Origin of the sequence: Streptomyces sp. ASQP_92, assembly GCF_025399895.1 — a bacterium.
Classification (GTDB): Bacteria; Actinomycetota; Actinomycetes; order Streptomycetales; family Streptomycetaceae; genus Streptomyces.
In genome coordinates, this window is record NZ_JAODUA010000005.1 from 326,663 (window position 1) to 344,337 (window position 17,675).

Annotated in this window: 18 protein-coding genes, 1 tRNA gene and 1 pseudogene; 13 read left to right on the forward strand and 7 right to left on the reverse strand. The window is 72.9% G+C overall.

Going from position 1 to position 17,675, the window contains the following annotated elements; all coding sequences use genetic code 11:
- Nucleotides 1–133: 133 nt before the first annotated feature.
- Nucleotides 134–1,120, forward strand: coding sequence for an MDR family oxidoreductase (locus N4G70_RS15455; RefSeq protein WP_261713201.1), 987 nt, complete (start codon nucleotides 134–136; stop codon nucleotides 1,118–1,120).
- Here the strand turns inward: N4G70_RS15455 and N4G70_RS15460 are convergent.
- Nucleotides 1,110–2,027, reverse strand: a pseudogene (locus N4G70_RS15460) (TetR/AcrR family transcriptional regulator C-terminal domain-containing protein); the annotation flags it as partial. The gene N4G70_RS15455 and the pseudogene N4G70_RS15460 sit on opposite strands and share 11 nt — an antisense overlap.
- On the opposite strand from N4G70_RS15460, the gene N4G70_RS15465 reads away from it, so the two are divergent.
- Nucleotides 2,015–3,094: an FAD-dependent monooxygenase gene (locus N4G70_RS15465; protein WP_261713202.1), complete on the forward strand. Its 1,080-nt coding sequence runs from the start codon at nucleotides 2,015–2,017 to the stop codon at nucleotides 3,092–3,094. The pseudogene N4G70_RS15460 and the gene N4G70_RS15465 overlap by 13 nt on opposite strands.
- Before the next feature lie 40 nt (nucleotides 3,095–3,134).
- On the opposite strand, the gene N4G70_RS15470 is transcribed toward N4G70_RS15465, so the two are convergent.
- Nucleotides 3,135–4,055 (reverse strand): DMT family transporter, encoded by a 921-nt coding sequence (locus N4G70_RS15470; RefSeq protein ID WP_261713203.1) that lies wholly within the window; start codon nucleotides 4,053–4,055, stop codon nucleotides 3,135–3,137.
- Nucleotides 4,052–4,966 (reverse strand): phosphatase PAP2 family protein, encoded by a 915-nt coding sequence (locus N4G70_RS15475; protein ID WP_261713204.1) that lies wholly within the window; start codon nucleotides 4,964–4,966, stop codon nucleotides 4,052–4,054. The genes N4G70_RS15470 and N4G70_RS15475 overlap by 4 nt, the downstream gene beginning before the upstream one ends.
- A 171-nt stretch (nucleotides 4,967–5,137) precedes the next feature.
- Between N4G70_RS15475 and N4G70_RS15480 the strand changes: the two genes are divergently transcribed.
- The gene (locus N4G70_RS15480; RefSeq protein ID WP_261713205.1) at nucleotides 5,138–5,737 is read left to right on the forward strand and encodes a TetR/AcrR family transcriptional regulator; all 600 of its coding nucleotides are present in this window, start codon (nucleotides 5,138–5,140) and stop codon (nucleotides 5,735–5,737) included.
- A 118-nt stretch (nucleotides 5,738–5,855) separates the two neighbouring features.
- Here N4G70_RS15480 and N4G70_RS15485 read toward each other — a convergent pair whose 3' ends face one another.
- On the reverse strand, nucleotides 5,856–6,635 hold the full coding sequence (locus tag N4G70_RS15485; RefSeq protein WP_261713206.1) for a DeoR/GlpR family DNA-binding transcription regulator: 780 nt from the start codon (nucleotides 6,633–6,635) through the stop codon (nucleotides 5,856–5,858).
- A 151-nt stretch (nucleotides 6,636–6,786) separates the two neighbouring features.
- Here N4G70_RS15485 and N4G70_RS15490 point away from each other — a divergent pair, with 151 nt between their 5' ends.
- The 6 genes from N4G70_RS15490 (at nucleotide 6,787) to N4G70_RS15515 (ending at nucleotide 13,023) form a co-directional block, all read left to right on the forward strand.
- The gene (locus tag N4G70_RS15490; RefSeq protein ID WP_261713207.1) at nucleotides 6,787–7,671 is read left to right on the forward strand and encodes an SIS domain-containing protein; all 885 of its coding nucleotides are present in this window, start codon (nucleotides 6,787–6,789) and stop codon (nucleotides 7,669–7,671) included.
- Between the two features lie 118 nt (nucleotides 7,672–7,789).
- Nucleotides 7,790–8,647 (forward strand): class II fructose-bisphosphate aldolase, encoded by an 858-nt coding sequence (locus tag N4G70_RS15495; protein ID WP_261713208.1) that lies wholly within the window; start codon nucleotides 7,790–7,792, stop codon nucleotides 8,645–8,647.
- A 110-nt stretch (nucleotides 8,648–8,757) separates the two neighbouring features.
- The gene (locus N4G70_RS15500) at nucleotides 8,758–9,987 is read left to right on the forward strand and encodes a cytochrome P450 (protein ID WP_261713209.1); all 1,230 of its coding nucleotides are present in this window, start codon (nucleotides 8,758–8,760) and stop codon (nucleotides 9,985–9,987) included.
- A gap of 215 nt (nucleotides 9,988–10,202) precedes the next feature.
- Complete coding sequence (locus N4G70_RS15505; protein WP_261713210.1) at nucleotides 10,203–10,958, forward strand: (Fe-S)-binding protein; 756 nt, start codon at nucleotides 10,203–10,205, stop codon at nucleotides 10,956–10,958.
- Nucleotides 10,955–12,397 carry a LutB/LldF family L-lactate oxidation iron-sulfur protein gene (locus N4G70_RS15510; protein ID WP_261713211.1) on the forward strand — a complete coding sequence of 481 codons (1,443 nt, stop codon included), beginning with the start codon at nucleotides 10,955–10,957 and terminating at the stop codon, nucleotides 12,395–12,397. The genes N4G70_RS15505 and N4G70_RS15510 overlap by 4 nt, the downstream gene beginning before the upstream one ends.
- Complete coding sequence (locus tag N4G70_RS15515; protein ID WP_261713212.1) at nucleotides 12,394–13,023, forward strand: LUD domain-containing protein; 630 nt, start codon at nucleotides 12,394–12,396, stop codon at nucleotides 13,021–13,023. Before N4G70_RS15510 ends, N4G70_RS15515 begins: the two co-directional genes overlap by 4 nt.
- A 27-nt stretch (nucleotides 13,024–13,050) precedes the next feature.
- On the opposite strand, the gene N4G70_RS15520 is transcribed toward N4G70_RS15515, so the two are convergent.
- The gene (locus N4G70_RS15520) at nucleotides 13,051–13,536 is read right to left on the reverse strand and encodes a DUF309 domain-containing protein (protein ID WP_261713213.1); all 486 of its coding nucleotides are present in this window, start codon (nucleotides 13,534–13,536) and stop codon (nucleotides 13,051–13,053) included.
- 93 nt (nucleotides 13,537–13,629) lie between these two features.
- Here N4G70_RS15520 and N4G70_RS15525 point away from each other — a divergent pair.
- From N4G70_RS15525 to N4G70_RS15535, 3 genes are all read left to right on the forward strand, one after another.
- Nucleotides 13,630–13,703, forward strand: a tRNA-Pro gene (locus N4G70_RS15525).
- A 403-nt stretch (nucleotides 13,704–14,106) separates the two neighbouring features.
- Nucleotides 14,107–14,316, forward strand: coding sequence for a hypothetical protein (locus tag N4G70_RS15530; protein WP_261713214.1), 210 nt, complete (start codon nucleotides 14,107–14,109; stop codon nucleotides 14,314–14,316).
- Nucleotides 14,317–14,495: 179 nt separating this feature from the next.
- On the forward strand, nucleotides 14,496–15,206 hold the full coding sequence (locus N4G70_RS15535) for an MgtC/SapB family protein (RefSeq protein ID WP_261713303.1): 711 nt from the start codon (nucleotides 14,496–14,498) through the stop codon (nucleotides 15,204–15,206).
- A gap of 69 nt (nucleotides 15,207–15,275) precedes the next feature.
- On the opposite strand, the gene N4G70_RS15540 is transcribed toward N4G70_RS15535, so the two are convergent.
- The gene (locus tag N4G70_RS15540) at nucleotides 15,276–16,076 is read right to left on the reverse strand and encodes a hypothetical protein (RefSeq protein WP_261713215.1); all 801 of its coding nucleotides are present in this window, start codon (nucleotides 16,074–16,076) and stop codon (nucleotides 15,276–15,278) included.
- 295 nt (nucleotides 16,077–16,371) lie between these two features.
- Between N4G70_RS15540 and N4G70_RS15545 the strand changes: the two genes are divergently transcribed.
- Nucleotides 16,372–17,040, forward strand: coding sequence for a chaplin (locus N4G70_RS15545; RefSeq protein WP_261713216.1), 669 nt, complete (start codon nucleotides 16,372–16,374; stop codon nucleotides 17,038–17,040).
- Between the two features lie 113 nt (nucleotides 17,041–17,153).
- Here N4G70_RS15545 and N4G70_RS15550 read toward each other — a convergent pair whose 3' ends face one another.
- Nucleotides 17,154–17,666 (reverse strand): hypothetical protein, encoded by a 513-nt coding sequence (locus N4G70_RS15550; RefSeq protein ID WP_261713217.1) that lies wholly within the window; start codon nucleotides 17,664–17,666, stop codon nucleotides 17,154–17,156.
- Between the last annotated feature and the right edge of the window lie 9 nt (nucleotides 17,667–17,675).

A 17,675-nucleotide genomic window follows, 5' to 3' on the forward strand; every position in this document is an offset into this window, starting at 1 on the left:
CCTGAGGGCCGCCACCGGTTCGGGGGCCGCACCGTGAGCCGTCCGGTGCGGCCCCTCCGCATGTGTGCGGGGGTGCCTGGGGCAAGATCGGCGTACGGCCGAACAGGCACCCCACCGCCAGGAGATCGCTTCGATGTCATTCCGCGCCATCCGTGTGACCAAGGACGAGCAGGGCCACCGGGTCGAGACCGTCACGCTGCAGGAGAACGACCTCCACGAGGGCGATGTGACCGTCGCCGTGGACTATTCGACCGTCAACTACAAGGACGGCCTCGCGCTCGCCCACGGCAAGGGCATCGTCCGTACGTACCCGCTGGTGCCCGGCATCGACTTCGCGGGCACCGTCGAGTCGTCCGCGCACGGCTCGTTCGCGCCCGGCGACAAGGTGGTGCTCAACGGCTTCGGCGTCGGGGAGGGCCACGACGGCGGGTTCGCGCAGAAGGCCCGGGTCAGCGGCGACTGGCTGGTCCCGCTGCCCGCGGGGCTCAGCACCCGCCAGGCGGCCGCGATCGGCACCGCCGGATACACCGCGATGCTCAGCGTGCTCGCCCTGGAGGACGCCGGCCTGACCCCCGACAGCGGCGATGTGCTCGTCACCGGCGCCGCGGGCGGTGTCGGCTCGGTCGCCGTCACCCTCCTGGCCCGGCTCGGCTACCGGGTGCTCGCCTCCACCGGGCGGCCCGCCGAAGCCGGGTATCTGCGCGAGCTGGGCGCCGCCGAGATCGTCGACCGTGCCGAACTCTCCGCCCCCGGACGCCCGTTGGGCAAGGAGCGCTGGGCCGGTGCGATCGACTCGGTCGGCAGCCACACCCTGGTCAACGTCCTCGCGGGCACCCGCTACGGCGGCACCGTCACCGCCTGCGGCCTCGCCCAGGGCGTCGATCTGCCGGGCACCGTGCTGCCGTTCATCCTGCGCGGGGTGACCCTGGTCGGCATCGACTCCGTACAGGCGCCGATGGAGCGCCGGGTGAGGGCGTACGAGCGACTCGCGCGGGATCTCGATCCGGCCCGCCTGGATACGATGACCACGGTCATCGGTCTCGACGAGGTGCCCGGTGTCGCGGAACGCATCCTCGCCGGGCAGGTGCGCGGGCGCACCGTCGTGGACGTCAACGCCTGACGGCCGGCCCGGGGGCGGTGGGCCCGCGCCCGCCGCCCTCGATGATCCCCGCGAATCCGTCGAGCAGCGGACCGAGGCCGAACTCGAAGAGCTCGTCCAGGCGCAGGTCGTATCCGCCGTCGAGGGCCGTGGTGACCCGGCTGAACACCGGGTATCTGCCCGATGCCACCAGCGCGTGCAGGGCCGCGGCCTGCTGCTCCATCCACCCCTCCTCGCTCACCCCGGTGGCGGCCGCGGCCTGGGTCTCCTGTTCAAGGCCGGCGGCGAGCCCCTGCACATAGCCGTACAGGAGCACATGGACGTCGAGCAGGGTGGCCGGGTCGAGCCCGTGTCCGTCGAGCGCGGCCAGCGCCCACTCGGCGTGCGTCATCAGATTGGGGAGCAGCAACGGGCGGGTGAGCGGCGCGAGTTGGGCGAGCCAGGGGTGCTTGCGGAACAGTGACCACAGCGTCCGGCCGCCCAGTTCCAGCCGGGCGCGCCAGCCGGCCGGTGGCACGGCTGGATACCGCGCCTCGCCGAAGGCGGCGTCCGCCATCAGGAGCACCAGCTCGTCCTTGCCGCCGACATGGCGGTACGGCGACATCGCGGCGACCCCGAGCCGGGCGGCGACCCCGCGCATGGACAGGGCGCCCAGACCCTCGCCGTCCGCGATCTCCATGGCCGCCGCCACGATCCGCTCGCGGGTCAGCTCACCCTCGGCCCTGACGCGTGCTGGGGGCGGCGGTGCCGGGGTGCGCGCGCTCACGACGGTGCCGACCCGGGGGAGCGTCTCCACGAGCCCCTCCAGGCGCAGCACGGTGAGGACCTTGGTGGCGGTCGCGAGCGCGACGCCCCACTCCTTGACGATCCCCCGGGTCGAGGGGACCCGGTCGCCCGGGGCGAGCTCGCCGGGGGGTGCCCGGTTGCGCGCTCGCGTACTGGTCGCGTCGCCACGGCTTCGCGCCGACCGTCGTGGAGCGCGCCCCGGGAACGCGACCGGGCGGGCAGGCGGTCGACATCAGGGGAGTGGCGCTCGACGTGGTGGAGCGGATGGGGCTGCTCGGCCGGGTGCGCGAGGCGGCCACCCGGATGCGGGGCATGTCCCTGCTCGACGCGGACGGCAACGAGGTACACCGCTCCACCGAGGCCACCTTCAGCAGCGGGCGGCTCGACAGCGGGGACGTCGAGCTGCTGCGCGAGGACCTCGTCGCCATGCTGGAGCAACTGGCCGACGGACAGGCCGAGTTCATGTACGGCGATCGCATCACCGGGCTCGATGAGGGCGAGCACGGGGTGACCGTCGACTTCGCACACGGCCCGTCCCGCACCTTCGACCTCGTGGTGGGCGCCGATGGACCGCACTCGGCGGTACGCGCGCTCGCCTTCGGCCCCGAGCGGGAGTTCACGCACCACCTCGGCAGCCATCTGGCGATCTTCGGCGCGGAGAACTTCCTCGGCCTGGACAACTGGCAGGTGTGGCAGCGCGACGGCGACGCCGGGTACGGGATCTACCCGGTGCGCGACAACAGCGAGCTGCGGATCACCTTCGGCTTCGCGTCCGGACCGCTCGACGCCGTGCCCCGGGAGCCCGACGCGCTGAAGCGCGCGATCGCCGACCGGATGGGGGCGCTCCGCTGGGAGAGGGCGCGGCTCGTGAAGGCGCTGTGGGCCGCGCCCGACCTGTACAGCGACGCGATGGCCCAGATCCGGCTCGACCGGTGGTCGCGGGGGCGGACCGTGCTGCTCGGGGACGCCGGGTACTGCGCCTCACCCCTCTCCGGCCAGGGCACCGGCCTCGCGCTGGTGGGGGCGTACGTCCTGGCGCAGGAGCTCGGCCGGGCGGGCGGGGAGCACCGGGAGGCGTTCGCCCGGTACGAGGCGCGGCTGCGCCCCTTCGTCACGCTCAACCAGGCGCTGGCGACGGAGAACCCGGGCGGTCCGGCCAGTACGGAATCCGTGGAGCGCGCCAAGAACGCCGTCGCCCTTGACGGGTGAGGCGCGCTCCGGGCCAGTGCCGGGCAGGGCACCGGCTGCGTCAGGCCGGGATCCGCACGGCCGGCTCGGGGGCCGGCCGCTCCGCGGGTACCGGCACCTGCGGGGGAAGCGCGGCGGGCAGGTCCGCGGGTGCGGCGCCGGTCAGCATGAGCACGCCACGGGCCGCGACGCCCGCCGCCGAGGCCGCCACCAGCCAGCCGAGCGGACCGCCGTGGAAGCTCTCGCCGAGCAGCGTCACTCCGATCACCGCGGCCGCCGCCGGGTTGGCGAGGTTCACCACGGCCAGCGGGGCGGCGAGGCCACCGCGGTAGGCCGTCTGCGAGAGCAGCAGGCCACCGACCGCGAACATCGCCACCAGCACCGCGAGCAGCGTGGTCTGCCACCAGGTCAGCGGGCCGCCGGGGAGCTCGCGCGCGAGCGAGGCGGTGACCGTCTGGGTCAGCGCGGACGCCACGCCGGAGGCGATGCCGGACGCGGTGGCGTGCCCGAGGCCGCCGCCGTGCGGGGAGTGCGCCCCGGCCCGGACCAGGAAGGCGAGCAGCAGCGCGGTGGCCGCGGCGATGGCGAGGGCCTCGGGCAGGCTGAGCGCGTCTCCGGGGCTCGCGGGCCCCGTGACCGCGATCAGACCGGTGAGCCCGGCCAGGGTCCAGGCCGCGCCGCGCCACTCACGCCGGGTGACACGGCGCCGCGCGTAGTACGCGGAGAGCGGCAGCGCGGCCACCAGGGTGAGCGCGCCGAGCGGCTGGACCAGGGTGAGCGGCCCGTAGTGGAGCGCGGCCACATGCATGAGGGCGCCCGCGACGTTCAGGCCGACCGCCCACCACCACAGCGGCCGGGTGAGCAACTGGCCGATGCCCGGGCCCCCTTGGGCGGCGAGCCGGGACTGGCCGACGGCGGCGAGCGCGTAGCCTGCGGCGGAGGCGAGGGAGAGCAGGATGGCGAGCAACGCGGATTCGTTCATCGCACGGCCTCGGTGAGCTCGGGCGCGGGGGTGCGCGGGGGAGCGGGCGCCGGCTGGGGCGCGAGCGTGACCTGGGACAGCGGGGAGGGTGCGGGCGTGCGCGAGCCGGACGCGCTGGGGGCGGACGCCCGACGGCCAGGCTTGGGTGCCGCAGGCAACTGTGTGGCGCGACGCGGCACGGGCACGAAGAAGAGGACCGCACCCAGCAGTGCGGTGGCCACGATGGCGTCGAGCCAGTAGTGGTTCGCGGTGCCGACGACCACCAGCAGGGTGAGCAGCGGGTGCAGGAGCCACAGCCAGCGCCAGCGGCTCCGGCCCGCCGCGATCAGCCCGATCGCGACCATCAGCGCCCAGCCGAAGTGCAGCGAGGGCATCGCCGCGAACTGGTTCGCCATGGTGTCGGTGTCGGGGGTCGCCGCGTACACCGAGGGCCCGTAGACCTGCGCGGTGTCGACGAGTCCGGCCGTGGTGAGCATGCGCGGCGGGGCCAGCGGGACCGTGATGTGGAGCACCAGGGCGGCGGCGGTGAGCCCGGCCAGCACCCGGCGCGACCACAGGTAGTGACCCGGGCGGCGCAGGTAGAGATAGACGAGGAAGGCCACCGTGGCCGGGAAGTGCACCGTCGCGTAGAAGGTGTTGGCGGCCTCGACCAGCGTGTCGCCGTGCAGCAGCAGGTGCTGGACCGAGCCCTCGCCGGGCAGGTGCAGCGCGCGCTCCCAGCTCCATACGCGGTCGGCGTTGTCGAAGGCGCTCGCCTCGTGACCGTTGGCCAGTTGGCGGCCGAACTTGTAGACGAGGAAGAGCGCGGTCACGAGCAGCAGCTCGCGTACCAGGGGCGGCCGGGAAGCGGTCGTCTCCGGTCCGGCGGGACGGGCCTGATGACGCGCCCCCGTGGTTATACCGGCAAACATTCTCCGGCCCCTTTGAACCTGGATCGATAGATGGGAAAAACACAAGCAAACGTAGGAAGGCTAGATCGAAACTCATCGAGACGCAAACGTCTCGATACGTTTGCGTCTCGAACGAGCGGAGCCTACTCTCGTACGTGCAGGAGTGCCGCTTGTTTTTCTCCGGAGGGAACGATGTCGACGCAGGCCGCCACGGCCGCTGCCCGCCGCAGCAAGATCAGCCCCGAGCGTGAGCTGGAGCTGTACGACGCGGTGCTCGACCTGCTCCGAGAAGGCGGCTACGACTCCGTGACCATGGAGGGTGTGGCCGCGCGCACCAGGTGCGGCAAGGCCACCCTGTACCGCCAGTGGAAGAGCAAGCCGCTGCTGGTCACGGCGGCGCTCGGGCGCAACCGCTGCTCCTTCTTCGCCGGCATCGACACCGGCTCGCTCGCCGGGGACCTGCGGGAGGCGGCCCGGGTGGTGGGCCGGCGCGAAGGCCCCGACACGGCGCTGATGGAGGCCGTGGGCCAGGCCTACATCAAACACCCCGACCTGCGCGAGGCCCTGCGCGAGACCGTGCTGAACCCCGAGATCGCGGCCCTGGACGCGATGCTGCGGCGCGGGGTCGAACGCGGCGAGGTGGCGGCGGACAACCCGGCGATCGGCTACGTCGCCCCCATGATCATGGGCATGCTCCGCGTCGAGCGGCTCTTCGAGGACCGCTTCCACGGCGACGACACGGTGCTGGGGCTGCTGGAAGCGGTCGTCTTCCCGGCGCTGCGGATCGGCTGACCGGCCCAACAGGCCCGGCCCTCAAGGGAGTTGGGCGTCCCTCGCGCGCGTCGTCGCCGCCGAGGGCGCAGCCCCCGAGGGCTACGACACCGTCGCCCGGGGCTCCGCCGTCCGTGACTCAGACCGCGACCACCGTCACCCCGGCCTCGGTGAACGCGGCGACCGTCTCCTCGGAGACCGCCGTGTCCGTCACCAGCGTGCCGACCTGGGCCGTCGCGCAGATCCGGGCGAAGGTGCGCCTGCCCAGCTTCGTGGAGTCGGCGGCCACCACGACCCGCTCGGCGCGCTCGCACAGCAGCCGGTTGATGCCCGCCTCGTCCTCGTCGTGCGCGGACGCTCCGTGCGTCACGTCGAAGGCGCCGACGCCGAGCACCGCCACATCCATCGTGATCTGGTTCAGAACGCCGCCCGCCAGCGGCCCGGTGAGCTCGTAGGACTGCGGGCGGGCCACTCCGCCCGTCACCACGATCTTGAACTGGGGACGCACCGCGAGCTCGTTGGCGATGTTGAGCGCGTTCGTCACGATCGTCAACGCCGGTGATCCATGGGCGAGTTCGGGCCGCACCGCCAGCGCACGGGCCACCTCCGTGGTCGTGGTCCCGCCGGTCAGGCCGACCGCCTCGCCCGGCGCCACCAGATCCGCCACCGCCTTCGCGATGCGCTGCTTCTCCGAGGCCTGGCGCGCCGTCTTGTAGCGCAGCGGCAGCTCGTAGGAGACGCCGTGCAGCAGCGCCCCGCCCCGGGTGCGCACCAGCATCTGCTGCTCGGCGAGCTGGTCGAAGTCGCGGCGGATCGTCGCCGCCGACACCCCGAGGGCGGTCGCCGCCTCCTCGACATCGAGGCGGCCCTGCTCCACGAGCAGTTCGAGGAGCGCCTGCCAGCGGGCATCGCGCGACATCCGCGCCCTCCGTTCTTCGTACCGGTAACCGTCCGTAGTGACCTTAGCGCACGGCCACATGCTTGATCGTGCTCGATATCCCGTTATATTTTGCAGAAACAAGCACGACTCCGTACGGCAGCGCGTCACATCCAGAGGGTGGGAGCCCGGCATGAGCCATGTCGAGAACGAACTGAGCAGTCAGCCCGAATGCTGGAAGCGGGCGGCCGAACTGGCCCTCCAGCACAAGGACGCCCTGCCCGCCCCGGGCGAGCGCGTCGCCGTGGTCGGCTGCGGCACCTCCTTCTTCATGGCGCAGGCCGTCGCCGCGCTCCGGGAGGGGGCGGGCCTCGGCGAGACCGACGCCTTCGCCGCCTCCGAATTCCCCGCCTCCCGCCCCTACGACCGGGTCGTCGCGCTGACCCGCTCCGGCACCACCACCGAGGTGCTCGACCTCCTGGCGCTGGTGCGCGGACGCACCCGTACGACAGCCATCACGGCCGACCCCGCCACCCCCGTGATGCGGGCCGCCGACGACGTCGTGGTCCTCGACTTCGCGGACGAGGAGTCGGTCGTCCAGACCCGCTTCGCCACCACCGCCCTCACGCTGCTGCGCGCTCACCTCGGGCTGCACACCGAGCAGGCCGTCACCGACGCCCGGACCGCGCTCGACGAGCCGCTGCCCGAACGGCTCGTGAAATCAACCCAGTTCAGCTTCCTCGGCCGGGGCTGGACCAATGGCCTCGCGCAGGAAGCCGCGCTCAAGATGCGCGAGGCGTCGCTGTCCTGGACCGAGGCGTACCCGGCGATGGAGTACCGCCACGGTCCCATCAGCATCTCCACCACCACGACCGCCACCTGGATGTTCGGCGAGGCGCCCGCGGGCCTCGCCGAGCAGGTGGCCGCCACCGGCGCGCTGTGGATCGAGGGGCGTCTCGACCCGCTCGCCGAACTCGTCCGCGCCCAGCGCCTGGCCGTCGCCGTCGCGGCCGCCCGCGGACTCGACCCGGACCGGCCGCGCCACCTCACCCGCTCCGTCATCCTCGACGGCGCCTGAGCGGGCGGACCGTGACACCGAACGTCGTGACGCGGAGCCATGCGGCACCGCAACCGCGCAGCACCGCACCGCACCACGCGGCACCGCACCACGTGACACAGGTGAAGGGGAAGCACTGATGCCACTCGCCAGAACCGGGACGCTCGTCGCCGAGGCCGCGGTCAAGCGGCGCGCCGTCGCGGCCTTCAACATCATCACGCTGGAACACGCCGAGGCCGTGATCGCCGGTGCCGAGGCCGCCAAGTCCCCGGTCGTCCTCCAGGTCAGCGAGAACGTGGTCAAGTTCCGCTACGGCCGGGTCCTGCCGCTCGCCCGTGCCGCCGCGGCCGCCGCCGAGGCCGCCGGCGTGCCGGTCGCGCTCCACCTCGACCACGTCAAGCAGGACGAACTGCTGCGCCAGGCCGCCGACGCCGGATTCAGCTCCGCCATGTACGACGCCGCGCACCTGCCGTACGAGGAGAACCTGGCCGCGACGCGAGCCGCCGCCGATTGGGCACACACCCAAGGGCTGTGGATCGAGGCCGAGTTGGGGGAGGTCGGCGGCAAGGGCGGCAAGCCCCCGCTGGACGCCCACGCGCCCGGCGCCCGCACCGACCCCGGCCAGGCGCGGCAGTTCGTCGCCGAGTCCGGCGTCGACGCGCTCGCCGTCGCCATCGGCAGCAGCCACGCCATGACCTCGCGCACCGCCGAACTGGACCACGCGCTGCTCGCCCGGCTCGACGACGCCCTGCGGGTGCCGCTCGTCCTGCACGGCTCATCCGGCGTCCCGGACGAGGCCCTGTCGGCCGCGGTCGCCGGCGGCATCGCCAAGGTCAACATCGGCACCGCGCTGAACATCGCCATGACCGACGCCATCCGTGCCTACCTCGCCGCCCACCCCGAGGCGGTCGACGCCCGCACCTATCTGACGGTCGGCCGGCAGGCGATGGCCGAGACCGTCACCCGCCTCATCGGCGTGCTCGACCGGGCCGTCTGAGGCGTACGCGACCGCCGCCGGAGCCCCGAGGGGGCCCCGGCGGCGAAAGCGCCACGTTCCGCCCGTCCGGCGCTCTTCCGATGTGGCCGGACGTCATAGACGATGGGCCTGTGGACAGGCATGAGCACGCTCGGCTCGACGCGCTGCAGCGCGACCCCTATCCGCACTATGCGCGGGCCCGGCGCGCCGAGGGCCTGACCTTCGTGTCCGAGCTCGACGCCTGGCTGGTGGCCCGCGACGCGGATGTGCGCGAAGTCCTGCGCCGCCCCGAGGCGTTCTCCTCCGCCAACGCGTTGCGCCCCGACGTCCTGCCCGGGCCCACCGTGCTCGCCGAGATGGGCCGGGGCTTCGGCGGCCGCCCCGTCGTGGTCACCTCCGACGGTGCCCTGCACCAGCGGCTGCGCGCCCCCGTCGTGCAGGGCCTCTCACCCGCGCGCGTCGCCGCGATCGTGCCGTACGCGGCGGAGCGCGCGACCGCGCTGATCGACGCCTTCGTCGAGCGCGGCTCGGCCGATCTCATGGCGGAGTTCGCCCTCAAGCTGCCCGGCCAGGTGATCGGCCGCCTCATCGGCCTGGACCCCGCGGACGTGCCGCTCGCCGTGCACGGCGGCCACCGCGCCGAACAGCTCCTGTTCCGCCCGATGCCCGAGGCGGACCAGCTCGCCGCCGCCCGCGACGTCGTAGCGATGCAGCACCTGCTCGACACCTACGTACGAGAACGCCACGCCCGCCCCCAGGACGACCTGTGCAGCGCCCTGATCGGCGCGCTCGCATCGGGCGGCGAGTCGCCCGTCGCCGAACTCACCCTGGACGAGCGCCACGAGATGGTCGCCCATCTCCAGAACTTCCTGCTCGCCGGGCATCTCACCACGAGCGCACTGATCGGCACGACGATGCTGCATCTGATGCACCACCCCACCCAGTGGGAACTGCTCTGCGAGAAGCCGGAGTTGATCCCCAACGCCGTCGAAGAGGCCGCCCGCTACGACAGCCCGATCCAGGGCTTTCGCCGCATCACCACCCGCCCGGTCGTGCTCTCCGGCACCGAACTCCCGACCGGCGCCGTGGTGTTCGTCGCCTACGGATCCGCCAACCGCGACCCGAGCCGCCATGAACGACCCGACGTCTTCGACATCACCCGCCCGCCCGCGCGCCACCTCGCCTTCGGATACGGCGTGCACGGCTGTCCCGGCTCGACCCTGGCGCGCGAACAGCTGCGTATCACCCTGGAGCTCCTGACGAGCCGCCTGCCGGGGGTGCGCCTCGCCGAGGAGAGACCCGTCGTCATGCGCCCCACGATGATCCACCGCTCGCCGGAGCAACTTCCGCTGGTGTGGTGAGGCGCCCCGTCGATCCCGGTTCTCACAGACCGAGTAAGACCGAGCAGAAGTAGACCTTCGACCGTCGATCCCCGTCGATCCTCCAACCGCCCTTGCGTACACGGCAGTTGTCCGACCTCTGTCGACCCCTTCGTCGCCGCCTTGTCCGGATTGGGGAGCAATCTCCGCCGAGCACGGTCCTGTTCCGGATCCCTCGCGCGACATATCCTCCGACCATGCGAGTCGCACTCTTCGTCACCTGCGTCAACGACGCGGTGTACCCGGCCACCGCTATCGCGACGGTGAAGCTGCTCGAACGACTCGGGGTCGAGGTCGACTTCCCCGCCGGGCAGACGTGCTGCGGGCAGCCCCAGTTCAACACCGGCTACCGCCACGAGACCGAGCCCCTGGTGCGCCGGATGGGGCGGGTCTTCGAGGGCTACGACCACATCGTCACCCCCTCCGGCTCCTGTGCGGCGATGGTCAGGGACACCTACCCGCGCATCGCCCGCCGGGCCGCCGAGGAAGGCCGGGAGGCGGGGCTCGGCGCGATCGCGACCTCGCTGGTGCCGCGTGTGTACGAGCTGACCGAGTTCCTCGTCGACGTGCTGGGAGTGACCGACGTCGGCGCGTACTTCCCGCACACCGTCACCTACCACCCGTCCTGCCACGGCCTGCGCCTGCTGGGCCTCGGCGACCGGCCGCGCAAGCTCCTTGAGGCCGTCGAGGGACTCGAGCTGCGCGAACTGCCCGGCGCCGAGGAGTGCTGCGGCTTCGGCGGCACCTTCGCCGTCAAGAACCCGGACGTCTCCACCGCCATGGGCGCCGACAAGGTGCGCAACGCCGCCGCCACCGGTGCCGAGGTGCTGTGCGGCGCGGACAACTCGTGCCTCATGCACCTCGGCGGCATCCTCCACCGCCAGGACGCCCCGATGCGGGCCCTGCACATCGCCGAGATCCTCCTCAGCACGAAAGCGGAGCCCCACGTATGAGCGGCACCTTCGTCGGCATGCCCGCGTTCCCCCCGCCCCCCGCCCGGGCGTTTCCCGAGGCCGCCCATGACGCCGTCCGCGACGAGACGTTGCGCGCCAATCTGCGGCACGCCACCCACACCATCCGCGACAAGCGTGCCGCGGCGGTCGCCGAGCTCGCCGACTGGCAGGAGCTGCGCGAGGCGGGCCGGCGCATCAAGGACCACACCCTGCGTCATCTCGACCGCCATCTCGTGCGGTTGGAGGAGTCGGTCACCGCCGCCGGCGGCATCGTGCACTGGGCGGCCGACGCGGACGAGGCCAACCGCATCGTCGGGGACCTCGTCAAAGCCACCGGGGAGAGCGAGGTGGTCAAGGTCAAGTCGATGGCCACCCAGGAGATCGGGCTCAACGAGGCGCTGGCCGCCGAAGGCATCCACGCCTACGAGACCGACCTCGCCGAACTCATCGTCCAGCTCGGCGACGACCGCCCCTCGCACATCCTGGTCCCGGCGATCCACCGCAACCGGGGCGAGATCCGCGACATCTTCCGCGAAAGAATGGCGAGTTGGGGCAGGCCCGCCCCGGACGGCCTCACCGACACACCCGCCGACCTCGCGGAGGCCGCCCGGCTGCACCTGCGCGAGAAGTTCCTGCGGGCCAAGGTCGCCATCTCCGGCGCCAACTTCATGGTCGCCGAGACGGGAACCCTGGTCGTCTTCGAGTCCGAGGGCAACGGCCGCATGTGCCTGACGCTGCCCGAGACCCTGATCTCGGTCGTCGGCATCGAGAAGGTGGTGCCCACCTGGCAGGACCTGGAGGTGTTCCTCCAGACCCTGCCGCGCTCCTCGACCGCCGAGCGCATGAACCCGTACACCAGCATGTGGACCGGCACCACCGACGGGGACGGGCCGCGCGCCTTCCACCTGGTGCTGCTCGACAACGGCCGCACCGACGCACTCGCCGACGACATCGGCCGCCAGGCGCTGCGCTGCATCCGCTGCTCGGCCTGCCTCAATGTGTGCCCGGTGTACGAGCGGGCCGGCGGGCACGCCTACGGCTCGGTCTACCCGGGGCCGATCGGTGCCATCCTTTCCCCCCAACTCCGGGGCACCACAAGCGAGATCGACGCCTCGCTGCCGTACGCCTCCTCGCTGTGCGGGGCCTGCTACGAGGTGTGCCCCGTCGCGATCGACATCCCGGAGGTCCTGGTCCACCTCCGCGAGAAGGTCGCCGACCAGGGCGGCCGGGGGCACCGCCTGGAGAAGGCGGCGATGAAGGCGGCCAGTTGGGTCATGGACCACCCCGCCGTCCTGGCGGCGGGGGAGCGGGCGGCGGCCAGGACCCGCGCGCTGCATCCGAAGCGGCCACCGGGCGCCCGGGCCTGGACCGAGAGCCGCGACCTGCCCGAACTCCCCGAGGAACCCTTCCGCGACTGGTGGAGGAAGAACCGCGCATGAGCTCACGCGACCGCATCCTGGCCCGCGTCCGGGCCGCGGTGGACGGCGCCCCCGAGGCTGCCCCCACCGTCCGCGACTACCTGACGAGCCACACCCCCGACGACCCGGCGGCCGTCCTCGACCTGCTGCACGAGAACCTCGCCGACTACCGCGCCCTCGTGCACCGCACGGACCCGGCCGGGGTGGGTCCCCTGATCGCCCAACTGCTCGGCGCGCGGGGGGCGATGAGCGTGCTGGCCCCGGCCGGGCTGCCGCCCGAGTGGCTGGCGCACACCTCCCGCGTACGCGTGGCGGACACCCCGGACGCCACCGCGGCCGAACTCGACGCCGTGGACAGCGTGGTCACCGGCTGCGCCCTCGCCATCGCCGAGACCGGCACCCTCGTCCTGGACGCGGGGCCGGACCAGGGCAGGCGCCGCATCACCCTCGTGCCGGACCACCACATCTGCGTCGTACGGGTTCCGGACCAGCTCGTCGCGTCCGTCCCGCAGGCGATGTCCCGCCTGGACCCCCGCCGCCCGCTGACCTGGATCTCGGGCCCGTCCGCCACCAGCGACATCGAGCTCGACCGCGTGGAGGGCGTACACGGCCCCCGCACCCTGGAAGTGGTGCTGGTCGTCGGGTGAGCCACGGGGGGCCGGGGGTGATCGCGCTCAGTGCGTGAGTCGTGGCGCCCGCGTCGCCGCGTCCACCGGGTCCGGCAGCCGGTCCGCGAGGGCCCGTGCCCATCGCGCGAGGCCGTCCAGGTCGATTCCGTACGTCGGTACGCCCTCCTCGGCCGCGTAGCGGGCGAGTGAGCCCATGCCCCGCTCCAGGAGGGAGGCGCCGCCCCTCGCGTTGCCGCGTGCGGCATGGGTGAGGCCGACGGCGAGCTGCGCCAAGCCCCGCCACAGCGGCTCCTCCTGGGCGGGGCCGGCCTTCCACGCGTCCTCGAACACCTCGTGCGCGTGGAACGGCATCCCCGCGTCCAGCAGGCGCTGTGCCTCCCGGAGCGTCTGCTCGGGCGTCCTGCGCACGCCCTCCGGCTGACGGGCCACCCCGTCGGCGCCATAGGGCAGCGGCCGCCCGAGCCCGTCCCTCGGCCGGGCGTTGCGCGCCCGCCCCTCGGCATCACGATCGCGGCGTGCGGAACTCTCCATGCCCCGATTGTCCCCCGTTCCTGCCGTGGTGCCGGAGTGCGGTATGGTTCTCATGCACGAGCGGCCGGGGGAAACCCCAGGTCAGACGGGCATCGGGACGTGGCGCAGCTTGGTAGCGCACTTGACTGGGGGTCAAGGGGTCGCAGGTTCAAATCCTGTCGTCCCGACTCGAAAGAGTCGCAGATCAGGGCCGGTATCGGAGACATCCGACACCGGCCCTTGATCGTTTTCGGGGTCCTGTGGGAGAGCGGCCTCCCCGCGCTCCGGCTCGAGGACGATCACGGGCACCGGCTCACGATCACACTCCTGAGGCGCCGTCGGCGAACACCCGTCCACCGCGCCCGACTTGGCCCCCGGGGCCGGGCGGAGACGTGTGCCGGCAGGTGCGGGCGCGCGTCCACCGGGATCCGTACACCGTGCGGGCGACGGACCGGCTGTCGCGCCTGGCCGGCCACGGTGGCCAGAGGTGAGCCCCTTTGGCACGTCGGCCGTGCCCGACGAGACCTTCCGGTGTGCGCCGGGGAGTTCGACGACCGGCCCGGTCCGGCCGGCTGTCCCGAGGAGCGCGTGGTGAGCCGCGAGGAACGGGATCTCGTCCGCGCGGCGGTGCGTCGAATCCCGCCGCCGCACCAGGAGTTGGTGTCCCCGCTCATCGCCGAACCGCCGGTGGGATACGACCGGATCGGCGAGAAGCCGGGCAACGCCCGCGGATCCATCGGCCCCCTGCGCGAGCGCATCGTCGAGCGCCTCGGCAGGACGCTCGACGGGGAGGGCTGGTGACCCGCAGGACCGCGCGGGCGCCCGGCGCTCCGCCACCGTTCCGTTCCGGCCCGGCGCGTTCACCGTGCCGTAGCGGGCGGTGGCGCAGGCCGGGCAGCCCGTCATGGAATGTGGCTGTATGGGTAGGGAGAGCCTGTTCGTGCGGGGAACGCCGGCTGAGTGGGAAGGGGCACCCGATGGTGGTGGCCGAGGTACTGGAGCCGAGGGGGCAGGGCTGGCTACAGGCCGGGGAGTTCGGTCTGGCGTTCCTGCTCTCCGCGGCGATCGGCCTGGAGCGGGAGATCCGGCAGAAGGCCGCCGGGCTGCGTACGTACACCACGGTCGGCGTCGGGGCCGCGCTGTTCACGCTGGTCAGCAAGTACGGGTTCGGTGACGTCCTGCACGCCGGGACCGTCGAACTCGACCCCTCGCGCGTCGCCGCGCAGATCGTGTCGGGCGTGGGCTTCATCGGCGCGGGGGTCATCTTCGTGCACCGCGGGTCCGTCCAGGGGCTCACCACGGCGGCGACGATCTGGCTGACGGCGGCCGTCGGCGCCGCCGCCGCGGCGGGGCTCCCGCTGCTCGCGGTCCTGGCGACCGCCGCGTACTTCCTCGCCGCGTATCTGGTCCGCCCGCTCGTCCACCGCCTGCCCGCGATGCGCGCGGTGGCGTCCACCTTCCGGATCGCCTACGAGCAGCGCCCGGGGCTGCTCCAGGAGCTGATGAAGCAGTGCGAGCGCGGCGGATTCACCGTGGTCGGGCTCCAGATGCTCGGCACGGGCGGCGTCGGGGACACCGCGGAGGTCCTGATCTCGGCGGTCGGCCGCGCCGATTCCGCCATCCTCACGGCCCGGTTCGCCGATGTCGCGGGCGTGGTGGCGTGTACCCGGGGCGGCAACGAGGACGAGTGACGGCTCCTCCTCGGGTGAGGACGGCTCGGCGGGCGTTCGGGGCTGCTCGGGCCGGATACCCGGCTCCCCTCACGCCGGGCCTTCCGCGTCGCGCAGCGCGGGGTTCCTGCGGGTGGCGAGCAGGCCGAGGAGTACGGCGACGGTGATCGCGACGAGATGTTCGCGGCCCGCGAGGTTCGGCTTGTGGATCGATCGGAGCACCGTCGGCGTGACCGCGAAGAAGAAGAGGACGGGTGCCCGCTTCACCGTGGCGACATGGGCGAAGAGGCCGACCACCGCGGCGGACGCACCGGTGTCGATGACCTGGGCCGCGTCCGGGGGAAGCCCCCACCACCGCGGTCCCAGCTCGATCATGACGCGGGCGCTGAGGGTGCCCGCCAGCGAGACGGCGTAGGCGACCAGGACGGTCCGGGTGCGGCCGAGCACCAGTTGGGCCAGCGCGATCCCGAGGAACAGCACGGGGATGCCCGGCAGCGCGGCCATGTCGCGGGCCGGGACGAACAGCGACAGCGGCGTACGCAGCAGCACCAGCGGGAGGGGGATGTCGCCGCGGACGTGCGAGGTGAGCCGTATCAGCGCCGCGCCGGTGGGGGACTGGTCCACCGCGTGCAGGGTGAGCACCGCCACCGAGGCGATGATCGCGAGGACGACGCCGGACAGGCCGCGCCGCACGAGTGCGCGCGCCGGCTGGACGATGATCGCCTGGAACTCGCGCAGCAGGGTGCGCCCGAGGAAACGTGCGAAACGGCCGAGTCCGTGTTCGGCTCCGCCGGGCGCCCGGGCCGTCGGCGCGGCTACGAACCGCCGGACGGTCGCCACGTCCGGTTCCGGCCCGCCCGTCCGCTCCCGGGCCTCTGTGTCCCCGCGCACCCTCAACCCCCCAGACCCCTCTGGCCAGGCACTCCCCGCCGACCACCGCACGATCTTGCCACGAGGGCCGCCGGGATCGAGCGCCGCCCCCGCCCCATTCGGCCGGGTGTGCGGCGCCTTGTCGGGCGCCGCGATACCGGCCGATACGCGGCATTAATCGTTTCTGCGGTTCACCTCGATAATCAGGCCACTCGATGGGGTGAAAGGCGTATGAGGCATAACCCATCCGGCTCCTTGGGCGTTGATGGCGGTGCGGGCGTGTCGCCCGTGACGAACTCCGGAAGGCAGGAAACCAATGAGACGGGTCGCCATGAAGGGCCTGGTCACGGCGGTGGCCACGGGCGGTGTACTGGCCGCGACCGGCTACGCCTACGCGGACTCGAACGCCGCCGGTAGTGCGGATTCCTCCCCGGGGGTGCTGGCGGGCAACGCCGTCCAGCTTCCCGTCCACATCCCCGTCAACGTGTGCGGGAACACCGTGGACGTGCTCGGACTGCTCAACCCGAGCGCCGGCAACACCTGCGCCAACGCCTCGCGCGCCGCCCACGCGGGCAGGGCGGGCGCCCCGCGCGCGGCTGGCGGCGGCGCACACGCGGTGGGCGGTGAGCAGGGCTCGCCCGGGGTGCTCGCGGGCAACGGCCTCAAGCTGCCCGTCGACCTCCCCGTCAACATCTCGGGGAATTCGATCGGCGTCGTCGGCGTGCTGAACCCGGCCCTCGGCAACACTGCGACGAACCAGTCCGCCCCGCCGCCGGTCCGTCACCACCCCGCCCCGCCGCCCCCGGCCGTGGCGCCGCCCGCGCCGCCCGCTCCCGCGCCGGCGCACCCGGTGGCCGCCGCCCCGCAGCGGGCCGCGCTCGCCCACACCGGCGCCGATGGCCTCGGCCTGGCGGTCCCGGCGTCCGCCGCGCTGCTCCTGGGCGGCGGAGTCCTCTACCGGAGGTTCCGGGGCGCCACGCGCTAGCCGTGCGCCGAAAAGCGTGGCCCCGGTGGGGATGCCGGGGCCACGGTCATGTCCTGATGGCTCAGGGGCTGGTACTCCTCAAGCCCCGGGGACGCCTCACGTCCCGTTACGGCTCAGTGCGCGGCCGGGCAGTCGACGCGGATGTCCGGCGACCAGAACGTGTCGCTCGTGGAGAACAGACCGCTGCCGTACTCGTAGTAGAGGTACGAGGAGAAGCCCAGGGTCCGGCCGCACGCGGAGTCCGGGGCGACGCGGTACGTCAGGGTCACCGTGCGGCTCGCCCCGGGGGCCAGTGGAAGCGTGTAGTCGAGGCCGAGCCTCGTGGTGTCCGCGCAGGCGGCTCCGTCCGCTTCACAGGAGACCAGTGCGTACTTGAGGTCCGTCTGCCGCTCGGTGTCCCAGGTCGGCCGGATCGACTGGTAGACGAATCTGATCTCGGTCGACTGGGTGTTGGTGAGCGTCATCGTCAGCTCCACGGCGGAGCCGGGAGTGACCGCGTCCGTCTCCGTGTCGAAGGTGAGATCGGCGGTGTCGGCGTTCGCGGGGGTGCCCCCACAGAACAGCAGGGCGCCGGTGCATGAAAGGACCGCGGCGAGGCCGAGACCTGCGAGGCGTGTCGTGTTCATGGCCCCGCA